Raw genomic sequence first — 15,949 nt, 5'->3', positions numbered from 1 at the left:
GGCGAAATGCATATTCTGACCACCAGTTCCACCTCGCTCGACGATCTCGCCGAGCCGGTCGATCTGCGGCAGACGCCGGCGGATGTGGTGGCGCTGTCCTTCACCGACAGCGACCTTGCCGGCCTGGCGGTGGCATGGAAAGCCGATGCCGCCCGCCTGCCCTCGATGCGGCTCGCCGCGCTACGTGATCTGCGCCATCCAATGTCGGTGGACCTCTGGATCGACAGCGTCGCCCGCCATGCCAAGGTCATCCTTGTCCGCATCCTCGGCGGCTACGACTGGTGGCGCTACGGCTGCGACCAGCTCGCGGCGGTGGCGCGCGAACGCGGCATCAAGCTGGCGCTGCTGCCCGGTGAAAGCCACGATGAGGACCAAAGGCTTATCGAGGCCTCGACGCTGCCGCGCGCCGAGCTGGACGCCCTGCTCGGCTATTTCCGCGAAGGCGGCCCGGCCAATATGACCGCGTTGATGCAGCGGCTGACGTGGCTGGCCGGATCGGATGCGGCGGTGGCCGAGCCGGTGAACGTACCGAAAGCTGGCTACTACGAGCCGGGCTGCGGTGTCGTCCCCCTCCCCTTGAGGGGAGGGTCCGGCCGCAGGCCGAGAGTGGGGTCCTCTCCGAGGCGCGCCTGCTTAAAGAAGCGCCGAGCCCGGTCGCTCCGACCCCACCCGGCCCTGCGGGCCACCCTCCCCTCGAGGGGAGGGAAAGGTCATCCCCATCCTCTTCTATCGCTCGATGCTGCTCGCCGCGGACGTCGCGCCGATCGACGCTCTCGTTGACACCTTGCGCTCTCAAGGCCTGGCCCCAGTCCCGATCTTCGTCTCCAGCCTGAAAGACCCGACGTCGCTTGCCTTCGTCGAGGACGCCATCGCATCCCTGAGCCCGGCCGCGATCATCACCGCGACCGCCTTTGCCTCCGGCGCGGAGCCCGGCGTCGAAACCCTGTTCGACCGCGCCGGCGTGCCGGTGTTCCAGGTCATCGTTGCCACGACAAAGCGCGAGGTGTGGGAGAAGAACCAGCGCGGCCTGGCGCCGGCCGATCTTGCCATGCATGTCGTGCTGCCCGAGCTCGACGGCCGCATCCTCGCCGGTGCGATCTCCTTCAAGGGCGAGATCGAGACCGATCCGGCGCTGGCCTTCCGCGCCTTCGCCAACCGCCCGGAAGCCGATCGCGTGGCGCAGGTCGCCAGGCGCATCGCGGCGTTCATCCGACTGCAAAAGACGGAGCGGGCAAAGCGCAAGCTGGCGATCCTGATCCCCGATTATCCGAGCGCACCCGGGAGGACCGGTTATGCCGTTGGCCTCGATGTGCCGTCCAGCGTGCTGGCGATGCTGCATGACCTGAAGCAACAGGGCTATGCGGTCGATGGGATTCCGCAATCGCCGCGGAAGTTGTTGGATGCGTTGGAGCGGAGTAGCGACGGGTTGGGGCTGGAGGAGTATCTCGATTTCTCCAAGGCCCTGCCGGTTGAGGCGATGGCTGCCGTCGAGGCCGCATGGGGGAATGCAGAAGAGAAAAGTTTGCGCGAGGCGCCCCCCTCTGTCCTGCCGGACATCTCCCCTCTAGGGGGAGATTAGCAGCTTCGGCGTTTCGCCCACCTTTGCAACGTTGGAGATTGGCGAAAGCGGAGATGAGAGCGCAATCTCCCCCCAAGAGGGGGAGATGTCCGGCAGGACAGGAGGGGGCGCCTCGCGCCACCCTTCCCCACCAACAGGCGAAAAACACTTCCCCTTCCGCGCCGCCGCCTTCGGCAACGTCACCGTCGCGCTTGCCCCCGATCGCGGCCGTTCGGCCGACCGCCGCGCCGACTACCACGACCCGACCCTCCCCCGCGTCACGACCTGATCGCCTTCGGCCTCTGGCTGCAGAAATCGCTTGGCGTTCATGCCATCATCCATGTCGGCGCCCATGGCACGCTGGAATGGCTGCCGGGTAAGACCGTCGCCCTCTCCGGCGCTTGCTTCCCAGAAATCGTCACCGGCTCGCTGCCGGTCATCTATCCCTTCATCGTCTCCAACCCCGGCGAAGCCGCACAAGCCAAGCGGCGCATTGCCGCCGTTACGCTTGGCCATCTGCCGCCACCGCTGACCGGCGCCGGCCTTGACGAGACCCAGCAGACGCTGGAGCGGCTGGTCGACGAATACGCCCAGGCCGACGGGCTCGACCGGCGCCGCCGCGACCGCCTGGCCAAGCTGATCGTCGAGACGGCGCGGCAGTCGGGGCTGGCCAGTGAAGCCGGCGTTGCCCGAACCGACGCGCCCGACGAGGCGCTGCGCCGCATCGACGCCTGGCTCTGCGACCTCAAGGATTTCGCCGTCAAGGACGGGCTGCATGTCTATGGCCGCGCGCCGGACGATGAGGCCGATCCGCTGCGCCGGCAAAGTGCCGACAACGAGAAAACAATGCTGCTGGCCGCGCTCGACGGTCGCCACATCAAGGCCGGTCCGGCCGGAGCGCCGGCGCGTGGGCGCTCCGACGTGCTGCCCACCGGCCGCAACCTCTTCACCTCCGACCCGCGCACCATGCCGACGCCGACAGCCTATGACCTCGGCCAGGCGGCGGCGGAAGAAGTGGTGCGCAGCTACATGCAGAGCCATGGCGACTGGCCGCGCTCGCTGGTGATCGATCTTTGGGGTTCCGCTTCGCTGCGCACCGGTGGCGAGGAAATCGCCCAAGGCCTGGCGCTGATGGGCTGCCGGCCGCAATGGGATGCCGCGACAGGCCGCGTCACCGGCATCGAGGTGCTGCCGCCGGCAGTGCTCGGCCGCCCGCGCGTCGACGTCACCTGGCGCATCTCAGGCCTGTTCCGCGACATGTTCCCGACCCAGATCGCGCTGATCGATGCCGCCGCCAACGCTGTTGCCGCCCGCGACGAGGAGGATTCGGAAAACCCGCTTGCGGCCAAAACCCGAGCCGACGGCAAAATCAGCCCGCGCATTTTCGGCACTTCGCCCGGCACCTATGGCGCCGGCGTCGAGGATCTGCTGTCACGCGGCCAATGGGGCGTGCGCGAGGAGATCGGTCGCGCCTATCTCGATGCCACCTCGCACGCTTATGGCGGCGCTGACGGCGAAGCGATTGCAGCGCCAGGCGCCTTCGAGGGTCGAATCGCCGAAGCCGATCTGCTCGTCCATACCGGCGACGATCCCGGCCGCGATATTCTCGAAGGCTCGGCCGATGTCGCCTTCATCGGCGGGTTTTCGGCGGCGCTTGCCACGCTCGGACGCAATGCCGACGTCATCGTGCTCGACACGACCGATCCGGCAAAGCCAAAACCGCGCTCGGTCAGTGAGGCCGTGTCCCGCGTGGTGCGCGCCCGCGCGGTCAACCCGCGCTTCATCGCCGGCCAGATGCGGCATGGACCGCGCGGCGCCTCGGAATTTGCTGAAACCGTCGACCGCCTGGTCGGCTTCGCCGAGACCACGCATGCCATTTCGGGCGCGCTGATCGAAGCCGTGCACGACGCTTACCTAGGCAATGCGGATGTCCGCGCTTTCATCCTGCGCGAGAACCCGGCCGCCGCAAAGGTCATCGCGGAGCGCTTCTCGCCGCGCGGCGGCGCGGCCTGTGGCATCCGCTCCGAAACTCCGTCGACGACGATCTCGCCGCTTTGATCGCCGAGGCTCGGGCAACCGGGGTCGCGGCATGAACGCGTTTTCGCGCCGCGGCGCCTGCCCGGCCTTGAGTGCGCCCATGCAGACGGGCGACGGCCTGCTGGTGCGACTCAACCCCGTCGCCGGAGGACTTGCGCCGAAGCTGTTGATCGGACTCTGCGAATCCGCCTTGCGCCACGGCAACGGCATCATGGAAGTGACCGCACGCGGCAGCCTGCAGATCCGCGGCCTGACGGCCGAAAGCGCACGGCTGCTGGCAGCGGAGGTCGATGCGCTGGGGATTGAGGTGCGCAGCGGCGTGCCGGTCGAGACCGGACCACTGGCGGGGATTGACCCGCAGGAGATCGCCGACCCGCGCCCGCTGGCCGAGCGGATCAGAGCAGCGATTGACGAGGTGGGGCTGGCGGCAAGGCTGGGGCCGAAAGTGTCGGTGGTCGTCGACGGCGGCGGCCTGTTGGCATTGGATGCGGTGACGGCTGATGTAAGGCTGAAGGCGGTGCGAGTTGGCACCGGCGTTGTTTGGAGGATTTCGGTCAGCGGCGACGATCGAAGCGCGAAAGCGCTCGCGACGGTCGATGCCGATGCAGCGCGAGACATCGCGGTCGCCGCGCTCAGGATGGTCGCTGAAAAAGGCCGAGAGGCGCACACGCGGGATTTGTCGGCGAGGCAGTTGGTCTCTCTCGCAGGCTGGCATTCTGTGGCCCCCCTCTCTGTCCTGCCGGACATCTCCCCCTCAAGGGGTGAGATTGGCAGCGTCGACGCCGGCTCCCCATCTTCAACGTTGCAGATTGGCGAAATCGGCGACGACAGCCCGATCCCCCCCCTCGTGGGGGAGATGTCCGGCAGGACAGAGGGGGGGGCCTCGCGCAAACCTATCGGCCTTTTCCCCTTAGCCGGCGACACTTTCGCCCTCGGCATCGGCCTGCCCTATGGCAGCATGCCGGCCCAAAACCTCATCGATCTAGCCGGCCAGGCCTCGAACCTCGGCGTCACCGAAATCCGCCTCGCCCCCGGCCGCGCCATGCTCTTCCTCGGCCTCCCGCCTTCCGCCTGCTCCGCCCTGCAAACCTCCGCCGCGACCCTCGGCTTCGTCACCTCCCCCACCGACCCGCGCACCCGCATCGCCGCCTGTCCCGGCACACCCGCCTGCGCTTCCGGCCGCATCGCCACCCGCGCCATCGCCGAGACGATCGCAAAACAAAGCCCCGATCTCTTCGATGCCTCGCTCAATTTGCACATTTCCGGCTGTGCCAAAGGCTGCGCGAACCCCGGCGCGGCAGCCATAACCCTGGTCGGCGACGAAAACGGAGCCGGACTTGTCGTGGACGGGACGGCAAAGGCCCTTCCTGCCGGATACAGGCCGGGCTATGACGCCGCGCGTGGGATCGCCGCTATCGCGGCGGCCGTCCGCGCACGACACGCCGACGAGACTGTCGCTGCCTGCCTGGCAAGGTTGGGCGCGGCCGGTCTCGCCGAACTCTATCGACGGAACTGATAATGGCCGCCTACGACTATATCCATGACGGCAACGCGATCTACGAGCGCTCTTTCGCCATCATCCGAGCCGAGGCGGACCTCAAGCGCTTCTCGGAAGCCGAGGCCGACGTCGCCGTCCGCATGATCCATGCCTGCGGCCAGGTCGAGGCCGCCAGCCATTTCGTCTTCTCCAGCGATTTCGTGGCCGCCGCGCGCAAGGCCCTTGCCGCCGGCGCGCCGATCTTCTGCGACGCCGAGATGGTTTCGCATGGCGTCACCCGCGCCCGCCTGCCGGCCGGCAACGAGGTGATCTGCACGCTGCGTGACCCGCGCACGCACGACATCGCCAGGGAAATCGGCAACACCCGCTCGGCCGCCGCGATCGACCTCTGGCGCGCGCGCATGGCCGGCTCGGTCGTCGCCATCGGCAACGCGCCGACGGCGCTTTTCTACCTGCTCGAAAAACTGCGCGACGGTGCGCCCAAGCCGGCCGCGATCATCGGCATGCCGGTCGGCTTTGTCGGTGCGGCCGAATCCAAGGATGCGCTGGCCGAGAATTCCTACGGCGTGCCTTACGCCATCGTGCGCGGCAGGCTTGGCGGCAGCGCCATGACCGCGGCCGCGCTGAATTCGCTGGCGAGGCCCGGCCTGTGAACGCGCTTCCAAAAGGCAGGCTTGTCGGCGTCGGCACCGGGCCCGGAGATCCGGAGCTTCTGACGCTGAAGGCCGCGCGGGTGCTGGCGGAAGCCGACGTCGTCGCCTATTTCGCCAAGCGCGGCAACAACAGCAATGCGCGCGCCATCGTCGAGGCGCGCTTCCGGCCGGATATGGTCGAGCTGCCGCTGCTCTATCCGGTGACGACGGAGATCGACAAGGATCACGACGACTACCGCTCGCAGATCACCGATTTCTACGAGCAGTCCGCCGAACAGGTCGCCGAGCATCTCGACGCCGGCAGGATGGTGGCGGTGCTGTCCGAGGAGACCCGCTCTTCTACGGCTCCTACATGCACCTGCATGTGCGCCTGGCGTACCGCTTCCCGACCGAGGTCATTCCCGGCATCACCGCCATGTCCGGCTGCTGGTCGCAGACCGGCGTGCCGATCGTCCAGGGCGACGATGTGCTGACCGTGCTGCCCGGCACGATGAGCGAGTTCGAGCTGACCCGCCGGCTGGCCGACACCGATGCCGCCGTCATCATGAAGGTCGGCCGTAACCTGCCCAAGATCAGGCGCGCGCTGGAAGCCGCCGGCAAGCTGGCCAAGGCCGTCTATGTCGAGCGCGGCACCATGGCGGGCAGCGTCTCGATGCGGCTCGCCGAAAAGCCGGACGACAAGGCGCCTTACTTCGCCATCGTGCTCGTCGCCGGATGGACGGCGCGCCCCGGAGCCAAATCATGAGCGGCCGCCTTACCGTCATCGGTCTCGGCCCCGGCAATGCCGACCAGGTCACGCCGCAGGCAAGCCATGCGGTGGCCGAGGCTACGTTCTTCTACGGCTACAAACCCTATCTCGACCGGCTCGATCTAAGGGCGGACCAGACCCGCATCGCCTCCGACAACCGCGAAGAGTTTGCTCGCTCCAACGAAGCCCTGACGAAAGCCGCCGAAGGTCACAACGTCGCCGTCGTGTCGGGTGGCGATCCCGGCGTCTTCGCCATGGCCGCCGCCGTCTGCGAGGCGATCGAAGCCGGTCCGGCCGAATGGCGCTCGGTCGATCTCGCCGTCGTTCCCGGTGTCACCGCCATGCTTGCGGTCGCCGCCCGCATCGGCGCGCCGCTTGGGCATGATTTCTGCGCCATCTCGCTCTCCGACAATCTGAAGCCCTGGGACCTGATCGAACTGCGTTTGCTGGCGGCTGCCGGCGCCGGCTTCGTCATCGCGCTCTACAACCCGATCAGCAAGGCGCGCCCCTGGCAACTCGGCCGCGCCTTCGAGTGCCTGAAAGCCATCCTGCCAGGCACCACACCGGTGATCTTCGGCCGCGCCGCCGGCCGGCCCGACGAGCGCATCGAGGTTTTTCTGCTTGCGGATGCCGATGCGGACAAGGCCGACATGGCGACCTGCGTCATCATCGGCTCACCCGAGACCCGCATCATCAAACGTGGCGACAAGTCCGCCCTGGTCTACACGCCGCGTTCGGCAACGGGCGCGAAAAGATGATCGACCTGCGCGGCCAGTTGATCGACGGTTTCGGCCGACGGCACGTACGGCAAAGTCGGGCGGCGGATCATGATCACTTCGATACCGAGCGCCCGCGCCGCTGCGATCTTGCCATAGGTGGCCTCGCCACCGCTGTTCTTCGAAACGACCACGTCGATGCCGTTGCTTTCGAGCAAGGCACGCTCGTCCAATTCCGGGAACGGTCCGCGCGCCAGAAGATAGTGCGCGTCGGGCACCGCCAGCTTCGGCTCGACCGGATCGACGCTGCGGATGAGGTAGCGGTGCTGCGGCGCGGACTCGAAGGCTCCAGCCTCCTGCCGGCCGATCGCCAGGAACACGTGGCGCGAGGCCTTGCCCAGCGCCTTCGCCGCTTCGGCGACGCTGTCCACCAGCGTCCAACGATCGCCCGCAACTGGTTCCCAACCGGGGCGTCGCAAGGCAAGGATCGGCACTCTGGCCTGCCTGGCGGCTTCGGCGGCGTTGGCCGAGATGCGGGCAGCATATGGATGTGTGGCGTCGATCAGCAGGCCGACCTTGTGATCACTGAGATAGGTGGCCAGACCGTGCGCGCCGCCAAAGCCGCCGACGCGCACCGGCGCGCCTTGCGCGACCGGGCTCTCGGTGCGGCCGGCAAGCGACAGCGTGACCGAGAAATCCGCGCGACGCGCCAGCCTTGCGGCCAACTGCCGGGCTTCCGTGGTGCCGCCGAGGATCAGGATAGGGTGGGTCATCATGCCTGCTAAGGATCCGCGCGCCGCTAAGACCGCCTCAAGGTGGCTCACCATCGTTGGCATCGGCGAGGACGGTGTAGCGGGTCTCGGCGACGAGGCCAAGCAGCGCATAGCGCGAGCCGAAGTCGTCTTCGGCGGCAAGCGGCACCTTGCGCTCGTCGCGTCCCTCGCCAAGGGCGAAGCACGCGCGTGGCCGACGCCCTTCGACGCCGAGATGCGCGACGTGCTGGCGCTTGCGGGCAAGGATGTCTGCGTGCTTGCCTCCAGCGACCCTTTCTTCCACGGCGTCGGGGTGACGCTGGCACGCAAGGTGAAGCCGGAGCATATGCGGGTCCTGCCGTCACCCTCATCGCTTTCGCTGGCGGCATCGCGGCTCGGCTGGGCCCTGCAGGATGTCGAAACCATCTCGCTGCATGGCCATTCGATCGACCTGATCCGTCCCCTGCTCCATCCAGCCGCCCGTATCCTCGCGCTGACCTCCGACGGCGACGCCCCGGCTGCCATCGCCGGGCTGCTGGCGGAACTCGGCTTCGGCCCATCGCGATTGACGGTCCTTGAAGCTCTCGGCGGTCCGGATGAAACGCGTCGCACCGCGCGCGCCGATGCTTTCGACCTGAAAAACATCAATCCGCTCAACGTGCTGGCGCTCGACATTGAATCCACACCGGATGCGCGCATCCTGCCGTTGACCGTCGGCCTCGCCGACCATCTGTTCGAGCATGACGGCCAGATTACCAAGCGCGAAATCCGCGCTATCACGCTCTCGGCGCTGGCGCCAAGGCGCGGCGAGTTGTTGTGGGACATCGGCGCCGGCTCCGGCTCGATCGGCATCGAATGGATGCTGGCCGACACCTCGATGCGTGCCATTGCCATCGAAGCCAACAGCGAGCGCGCCGTACGCATCGCCCGCAATGCTTCCCATTGCGGCGTGCCCGGCCTTGTCGTTGTCGAGGGCGCGGCGCCCGAGGCATTCGCCAAGCTGGAAACGCCGGACGCCATCTTCATCGGCGGCGGCGGCAGCGATGCCGGTGTGCTGGAGAAGGCGATCAAGGCGCTGCGCCCCGGCGGCCGGCTCGTCGCCAATGCGGTGACGCTGGAGATGGAGGCACTGTTGCTCGACCAGTACAACAGGCGCGGCGGCGACCTGACCCGCATTGCGCTTTCCCGCGCGGCGCCGGTCGGTTCGATGCAAGCCTGGCGGCCGGCCATGCCGGTGCTGCAATGGAGCTGGGTGAAGCCATGATGGTCGCGGGCATCGGCAGCCGCAAGGGTGAGGGCTGGCGACGTGCATGCGGCCATCGAGACCGCGCTCGAAGCGCATGGACTGGCATTGACCGCGCTTTCGGCCTTGGCAACCGGCGAGGTCAAACGCAATGAGGAAGCAATCTTCATTGCAGGCCGCGACCTTGCGCTTCCGGTAATCGTCGTCACCGACGACGCATTGCGCGCGGCGTCGGTGGGCACGATCAGCAAATCGGAAGTGTCGCAGGCCCAGGCCGGCACGCCCTCGGTTTCGGAAGCCTCGGCGCTCGCCGCCGCCGGCAAGGGCGCAAAGCTGCTCGGGCCGCGCACTGCGGTTGGCCCCGTAACCTGCGCCATCGCGCTTGGCGGAGGCGCCGAATGACCGTACATTTCATCGGCGCCGGTCCGGGCGCCGCCGACCTCATCACCTTGCGCGGCAGCCGGCTGCTGGCCGCCTGTCCGGTGTGCCTCTATGCCGGCTCGATCGTGGCGCCGGAACTGCTCGAGCATTGCGCGCCCGGCACAAAGCTGATCGACACCGCGCCGATGTCGCTTGACGAGATCGAAGCCGAATACGTCGCCGCGCACAAGGCAGGCCAGGATGTCTCGCGCCTGCATTCCGGCGATCTTTCCGTCTGGAGCGCCGTTGCCGAGCAGATTAGGCGGCTGGAAAAGCATGGCATCCCCTACACGCTGACGCCGGGTGTTCCCTCCTTTTCCGCCGCCGCGGCGGCTGCGGCGCGAGCTGACCATTCCAGAGCTGGCGCAAAGCCTGGTGCTGACGCGCGTTTCGGGCCGCGCCTCGAAAATGCCGCCCGGCGAAACGCTGGCGGGCTTCGGCCGCACCGGCGCCACGCTTGCCATTCATCTTGCCATCCATGTCATCGACCGCGTCGTTGCCGAGCTGACGCCGCTCTATGGTGCCGACTGTCCGGTCGCGGTGGTTTTTCGCGCTTCCTGGCCGGATGAGCGAATCCTGACCGGAACGCTCAGCACCATCGAAGCGCAGTTGGCGGAAAATCCGATGGAGCGCACGGCGATCATCTTTGTCGGCAGCGCCTTGGCAGCGCAGGATTTTGGCGAAAGCTCATTATACGACGCCCATTATCAGCGGCGTTTTCGCGGACGGGACGGATTGTGAACGGCAGCGCCAATACAAACGGACGGGCTTCGGTCGAGCAAGCGCTGGCGCGGCTGAACTTCAAGCCGCGTGAGTTGGAACCCGGTCATGTCTGGCTGGCCGGCGCCGGCCCTGGCGATCCCGGCAGCCTGACGCTGGAGGTGTTGGCAGCACTCGGCCAATGCGACGCCTTGGTCTATGACGCGTTGGTGTCACCCGATGTGGTGGCGGTCGCCCAAGGCGCAGAGCTGTTCTACGCCGGAAAGCGCGGCGGCCAGCCCTCGATGAAGCAGTACGACATCACCGCTTTGCTCGTGAAGCTGGCGCGCGAAGGCCGTCGTGTCGTGCGCCTCAAGGGCGGCGACCCCTACATCTTCGGTCGCGGCGGCGAAGAGGCACTGGCCTTGGCGCGGGAAGAAATTCCGTTCCGGGTGCTCTCCGGCCTGACCTCAGGCCTCAGCGCACTGGCCGCCACCGGCATTCCCGCCACCATGCGCGGCATCAATAAGGCCGTCATCCTCGCCACCGGCCATGCCGCCGGCACCGATGACGACATCGACTGGGCGGCGATCGCCCGCACCGGACAGCCGGTCGTCGTCTATATGGGCATGGCCAATTTGCCGCTGATTGCCGCGGCACTGCTCGAAGGCGGGCTGGCGCCGTCGACGCCGGCGGCGGTCATTGTCGCGGCGACAACGCCGCAGGAGCGCATCCTGGTCGCCACGCTTGCGACCATTGCCGAGGAAGCAGCCGCGGCCGGCCTCGCATCGCCGGCATTGATCGTCGTCGGCGGCATCGTTGCCATGCGCGCGGCACTGGCAGGCGAAGCATGACGGCACGCGCGATCATCATCGGCGCGCCGCGCTCGGGCTCGGGCAAGACCAGCGTCACCATCGGCCTGCTGCGCGCACTTGCCCGGCGCGGCCTGAAAGTGCGCGGCGCGAAATCCGGACCTGATTACATCGATCCCGGCTTCCATACCGCCGCGACCGGCCTCTCCGGCGTCAATCTGGACAGCTGGGCAATGCCGCCTGCCCTGCTCAACGCATTGGCCGCGCAGGCAGCCGATGACGCCGATTACATCATCCTCGAAAGCGCGATGGGCCTGTTCGATGGCATTCCGGCGCCGCAAGGCCGCTCGGGCTCAGCCGCCGACCTCGCCCGGCTCTATGGCCTGCCGGTCCTTCTGGTCCTCGACGTTTCGGGACAATCGACCACGGCCGCCGCCGTCGCCAAGGGCTTTGCCACGTACGATCCTGACGTGCGCATGGCCGGCGTCGTGCTCAACCGGCTCGGCAGCGAACGCCACCGCCGCCTGTCTGGCGACGCCATCGAGGCGATCGGCCTGCCGGTGGTCGGCGCTATCCTGCGCGATCCGACGCTCAACCTGCCGGAACGGCATCTCGGTCTTGTGCAGGCTGGCGAATACGAAAACCTGATGGCGCATCTCGACCGTCTGGCCGACATGGTCGAGGCATCGCTCGATATCGACGCCATTCTCGCGCTGACGACACCTCTCCAGCCCCTGCCCGGCGACTTTGCGGGTGCCTTGCAGCCGCCCGCGCAGCGCATCGCGCTGGCGGAAGACGCCGCTTTCACCTTCCTCTATCCGCATGTCGCCACGCACTGGCGCAAGGCCGGCGCCGAGATCGTGCCCTTCTCGCCTTTGGCCGATGAGGCGCCTGCGCAGGACTGCGATGTCTGCTGGCTGCCCGGCGGCTATCCCGAACTGCATGCCGGCAAACTGGCCGCCGCCGACAATTTCCGGGCGGGCATGGCGCGCTTTTCGGCCACCAAGCCGGTCCATGGCGAGTGCGGCGGCTTCATGGTGCTGGGCGAGGCGCTGGAGGACGCGGACGGGACCGGTCACAAGATGCTCGGCCTGCTCGGGCATTCGACCAGCTTCGCCAGGCGCAAGATGAACCTCGGTTATCGCGAGGCGCGCCTTCGCGCCGACTGCCCCTTGGGGCCAAAGGACACGCTTATCCGTGGCCATGAATTCCACTACGCGCAAATGCTTGCTACCGGCAATGACGAGCCGCTGGCCGACCTCGCCGACGGCCAGGGCAATCCGCTCGGCGCCTCCGGCTACCGGCGTGGCCACGTCAGCGGCACCTTCTTCCATGCCATAGCGAGGGGTGCATGAGCCGCCTGTCCGAGCCCCGCCAGTTCCTCGACGATATCGGCCTCAGCATGGTCTTCTTCACGCGGCTCAGGCTGCCGTCGAGCGATTTCGGCGGCCGCAGCCTCGCCGACGCGATCTGGGCCGCGCCCTTTGCCGGTCTCGCCGTGGCGGTTATCGGCGCGCTCGTCTACGCGATCACCTCTAAGCTCGGTCTTGCCGCCGGTCCGGCGGCGGCGTTGACGCTTGCCGCGACCATGCTTGCCACCGGTTGCCTGCATGAGGATGGTCTTTCCGACATCGCCGACGGTTTCGGCGGCGGTCGCACGCGCGACAGCAAGCTGGAGATCATGCGCGACAGCCGCATCGGCGCTTATGGCGCAGCGGCGCTCGGCATCTCGCTGCTGATCCGCTGGAGCGCGTTGTCGCAACTGACTGGACCCGGCCATGTTTTCCTGGCGCTGCTCGCCGCCCATGCCGCCTCGCGCGGCCTATTCGGCGCCTTCATGCATCTTCTGCCGCCGGCCCGCGCCGATGGCCTGTCGGCAGGTGCCGGCGCCGTCAGCGTCGAGACCGCCGCGATTGGCGCCGCGCTCGGCGTCGTGGCGCTGCTGGCGCTCGGGCTTGGCGGCGCCATTGTCGCGCTCATCCTGCTCGGCCTGCTGTTCGCCGCCTTCCGTGCGCTCTGCCTCAGCCAGATCGGCGGCCAGACCGGCGACACGATCGGCGCGCTGCAGCAGCTCGGCGAGATCGCGGTCCTGCTTATCGCTTCCGTCTGCCTGTCCTGATTCTTTCTCGGAGATCTTGCCCTCATGCCTTTCAAATCCCTCGAAGACCTTCGTGCCGCCTGCCTGGATTTGTCCACCGGCAGCGATACCGCCGCCGCTGCCGTCGCCCGCCGCCAGGACACGCTGACCAAGCCGCCGGGCAGCCTCGGCCGGCTGGAAACGATCGCCGCCTGGCTCGGCCGCTGGCAGGGTCGCGACATGCCGAAGCTCGACAACGTCAAGGTCTTCGTCTTTGCCGGCAATCACGGCGTCACCGCCCAGGGCGTGTCGGCCTATCCGTCGGAAGTCACGGTACAGATGGTGGCCAACTTCGCCGGCGGCGGCGCCGCCATCAACCAGCTTGCCCGCATCGCCGGCGCCAGGCTCGATGTCATCCCGCTCGACCTGGAACATCCGACCGGCGATTTCACGCAGGTACCGGCAATGGACGAGAAGGCATTCCTCGCCGCCGTCTCTGCCGGCTACGACGCCGTGACCGAGGATCTCGACCTCGTCTGCTTCGGCGAGATGGGCATCGGCAACACCACGCCGGCGGCCGCGATCTCGACGGCGCTTTTCGGCGGTGGCGCTGAAAAATGGACCGGGCGCGGCACCGGCGTCGACGATGCCGGCCTGCAGCGCAAGGTCGTTGCCATCGAGGCGGGCCTGAAGCGCCATGCCGAGGCGCTTTCCGATCCGTTGAAGATCGCCGCGGCCCTTGGCGGGCGCGAGCTTGCCGCCATCCTCGGCGCCACGCTTGCCGCGCGCAAGAACAACGTGCCGGTGCTGCTCGACGGCTTTGTCTGCACCGCGGCCGTCGCACCGCTGGCGCGGCTGCACCCAACCGGGCTTGCCCACACCGTCGCCGCCCATGTCTCGGCCGAAGCCGGCCACCGCCGCCTGCTCGAAGCGCTCGGCCTGCCGCCGCTGCTCGATCTCGGCATGCGGCTTGGCGAAGGCTCCGGCGCCTGCCTGGCCGTCAACATCGTGCGCTCGGCGCTGGAGTGCCATGCCAGGATGGCAAGTTTTGCCGAGGCCGGTGTGTCGGAGAAATAAACGCTTGCGAAGGTGTGGCGAGGCAGCCCCCACGACGCGCCTAAGGCCTATTTGCGCAATAAAAAACCCCGCACAGGCGGGGTTTTGAAAGAGCGACAGTTCGAAATCAGAACTTGTAGCTTAGTCCAACGCGAACATCGTTGGTGGTCAGATCAAGCCTGGCTTGCTGTCCAGGGAAGTTGAACGGCGCAGGTTGTGATTTGCGGCCATAGTCGGAATAGCGGTATTCGACCCGCGCAATCAGATTGTTGGTGACGGCATATTCAAGTCCAGCGCCTGCCGTCCAACCAACCATGGTATCGCTGTTCTCGATCGACCCACCTGGAAAATTGAATGCGCCGGAGTAATGACCGATAGCAAGACCGGCAGTTACAAACGGCAAGAAACGATCGACTGCATAGCCCGCACGCAAGCGTGCCGACCCAAACCATTTTAAATCACTGCTTGGGAAGACAGTGGAAGGCGCTCCGGTAAATGAGCCGTCCCCCTTGGCGTTGGTGAAATTGGCATCCGCTTCAACACCGACGACATAGTTGCCGTCGAACTGATAATTGTAGCCTACGAATGCACCGCCAAAAGCGCCTTTGGGATCGACGGAGGTGCTGATGAAGGGCGGGCCCGCCGGGGACCCCGCGCCGTCGTAAGTTGAATTTCCCCAAACGTACCCAGCCTGTGCACCCACATAGATGCCGGACCAATCATAGGCCACGGGCTGAATCGGTTGGGGTGAAAGGTCCGCCGCCAACGCTGGGCTGGCAATCGCAAGCGAAGAAAGCAGGGCAAACTTAAGCGCGCGCATCGAGCATTCCCGTGAATGCTCCACCGCCTAAAAGGCGGTGGCTTCAGGTTACGGCTTAAAGCCGGATCGGTCCGCCGTCCGGCGGACAGGGCGCAAACTCATGTCACGTTAAAGTTGTCGTCGGGTTCGGGCGGTGTCTGGTTGGTAATGTATTCCATCCACATCTCGTCCGTCACATTGCCGCTTGTGGCAACCCAATAACCCCTCGCCCACAGGTGCTGGCCCCAATAGCGCTTGCGCAATATCCCGAACTCGCTCAGCAGCTTGTGCGAACTGCGCCCCTTCAGGTGCTGCACGGCGCGCGATACCGACAGGCTTGGCGGGATCGACACCAGCATGTGCACATGGTCGCGATTGATCGATCCGGCGTGAATCACCATCTCATGCGCCTGCGCCGTCTCGCGCAGCAACTCCCGGCATCGGTTGCCGACATCACCGCCTAGCACCGCATAGCGATACTTCGTCACCCAGATCAGGTGATACTTGCAGTCCCAAACCGTGTGGCTGCCGCGCTTGTACGCTTCCATCCGGCCAATCTACACCGGATAGGCCGCCATCCCAGCCGCCTAAAGGCGTGGGGTTTCCTGATCCCCTATCGGGGACTCTAAACAAAATCGGTAGGTCAGGTTAGCTCAGTTCCATAACAAACCATGTAACCTTTCTGCCACAAATTCAGAAAATTGCTTGATCAATTGCCGGAAGGTGGCACCGGTTCTATCGGTATCTGAGATCGAACCACTAGAAATAAGAATATAGGCGTTATTCCAGACTCTTGGGCTCATCGCATTATCCAGACCGGCTTACCCGCGCCGTTTCCGCCCATATGTCGGCTGCGGCTGACCACCGCCGCCACGGAGCAC

Annotated in this window: 12 protein-coding genes and 3 pseudogenes; 12 read left to right on the top strand and 3 right to left on the bottom strand. The window is 66.7% G+C overall.

Annotated elements, in window-relative coordinates:
* The first annotated feature begins 6 nt into the window (after positions 1–6).
* The 5 genes and pseudogenes from ACVDG8_RS32120 to ACVDG8_RS32100 all read left to right on the top strand — a co-directional run bounded on the left by ACVDG8_RS32120 (position 7) and on the right by ACVDG8_RS32100 (position 7,252).
* Positions 7–3,651, top strand: a pseudogene (locus tag ACVDG8_RS32120) (cobaltochelatase subunit CobN).
* Entirely contained in the window at positions 3,648–5,111 is a 1,464-nt protein-coding gene (gene cobG / locus ACVDG8_RS32115) for a precorrin-3B synthase (RefSeq protein WP_455707379.1), read from the top strand. Before ACVDG8_RS32120 ends, cobG begins: the two are co-directional and overlap by 4 nt.
* Before the next feature lie 2 nt (positions 5,112–5,113).
* Entirely contained in the window at positions 5,114–5,746 is a 633-nt protein-coding gene (locus tag ACVDG8_RS32110; RefSeq protein WP_447252060.1) for a precorrin-8X methylmutase, read from the top strand.
* A pseudogene (locus ACVDG8_RS32105) lies at positions 5,743–6,491 on the top strand (precorrin-2 C(20)-methyltransferase). The gene ACVDG8_RS32110 and the pseudogene ACVDG8_RS32105 overlap by 4 nt, the downstream one beginning before the upstream one ends.
* Positions 6,488–7,252: a precorrin-3B C(17)-methyltransferase gene (locus ACVDG8_RS32100; protein WP_447252058.1), complete on the top strand. Its 765-nt coding sequence runs from the start codon at positions 6,488–6,490 to the stop codon at positions 7,250–7,252. Before ACVDG8_RS32105 ends, ACVDG8_RS32100 begins: the two are co-directional and overlap by 4 nt.
* On the opposite strand, the gene ACVDG8_RS32095 is transcribed toward ACVDG8_RS32100, so the two are convergent.
* Entirely contained in the window at positions 7,216–7,983 is a 768-nt protein-coding gene (locus ACVDG8_RS32095) for a cobalt-precorrin-6A reductase (RefSeq protein WP_447257152.1), read from the bottom strand. The two genes, ACVDG8_RS32100 and ACVDG8_RS32095, sit on opposite strands and share 37 nt — an antisense overlap.
* Position 7,984: 1 nt before the next feature.
* Here ACVDG8_RS32095 and cbiE point away from each other — a divergent pair, with 1 nt between their 5' ends.
* From cbiE to cobT, 7 genes and pseudogenes are all read left to right on the top strand, one after another.
* On the top strand, positions 7,985–9,226 hold the full coding sequence (cbiE, locus tag ACVDG8_RS32090) for a precorrin-6y C5,15-methyltransferase (decarboxylating) subunit CbiE (RefSeq protein WP_447252057.1): 1,242 nt from the start codon (positions 7,985–7,987) through the stop codon (positions 9,224–9,226).
* Between the two features lie 42 nt (positions 9,227–9,268).
* Positions 9,269–9,607 (top strand): cobalamin biosynthesis protein, encoded by a 339-nt coding sequence (locus tag ACVDG8_RS32085; protein WP_455707378.1) that lies wholly within the window; start codon positions 9,269–9,271, stop codon positions 9,605–9,607.
* A pseudogene (gene cobM / locus ACVDG8_RS32080) lies at positions 9,604–10,366 on the top strand (precorrin-4 C(11)-methyltransferase). The gene ACVDG8_RS32085 and the pseudogene cobM overlap by 4 nt, the downstream one beginning before the upstream one ends.
* Positions 10,363–11,178, top strand: a complete 816-nt coding sequence (gene cobA / locus ACVDG8_RS32075) for a uroporphyrinogen-III C-methyltransferase (protein WP_447252055.1) — start codon at positions 10,363–10,365, stop codon at positions 11,176–11,178. Before cobM ends, cobA begins: the two are co-directional and overlap by 4 nt.
* Positions 11,175–12,491, top strand: coding sequence for a cobyrinate a,c-diamide synthase (locus ACVDG8_RS32070; protein WP_447252054.1), 1,317 nt, complete (start codon positions 11,175–11,177; stop codon positions 12,489–12,491). Before cobA ends, ACVDG8_RS32070 begins: the two co-directional genes overlap by 4 nt.
* Positions 12,488–13,255, top strand: a complete 768-nt coding sequence (locus ACVDG8_RS32065; RefSeq protein ID WP_447252053.1) for an adenosylcobinamide-GDP ribazoletransferase — start codon at positions 12,488–12,490, stop codon at positions 13,253–13,255. Before ACVDG8_RS32070 ends, ACVDG8_RS32065 begins: the two co-directional genes overlap by 4 nt.
* A 24-nt stretch (positions 13,256–13,279) precedes the next feature.
* Entirely contained in the window at positions 13,280–14,290 is a 1,011-nt protein-coding gene (gene cobT / locus ACVDG8_RS32060) for a nicotinate-nucleotide--dimethylbenzimidazole phosphoribosyltransferase (RefSeq protein ID WP_447252052.1), read from the top strand.
* A 106-nt stretch (positions 14,291–14,396) separates the two neighbouring features.
* Here the strand turns inward: cobT and ACVDG8_RS32055 are convergent, their stop codons facing one another.
* A complete protein-coding gene (locus tag ACVDG8_RS32055) occupies positions 14,397–15,089 on the bottom strand; it encodes an outer membrane protein (protein ID WP_447252051.1) in 693 nt (230 codons plus the stop codon).
* A 98-nt stretch (positions 15,090–15,187) separates the two neighbouring features.
* Positions 15,188–15,616 (bottom strand): IS200/IS605 family transposase, encoded by a 429-nt coding sequence (tnpA, locus tag ACVDG8_RS32050; protein ID WP_447252050.1) that lies wholly within the window; start codon positions 15,614–15,616, stop codon positions 15,188–15,190.
* Positions 15,617–15,949 lie beyond the last annotated feature (333 nt).

Source organism: Mesorhizobium sp. ORM8.1 (assembly GCF_053005525.2).
Note: the sequence above shows the minus strand (reverse complement) of the source record. Positions and strands in the feature narration are given on the sequence as shown.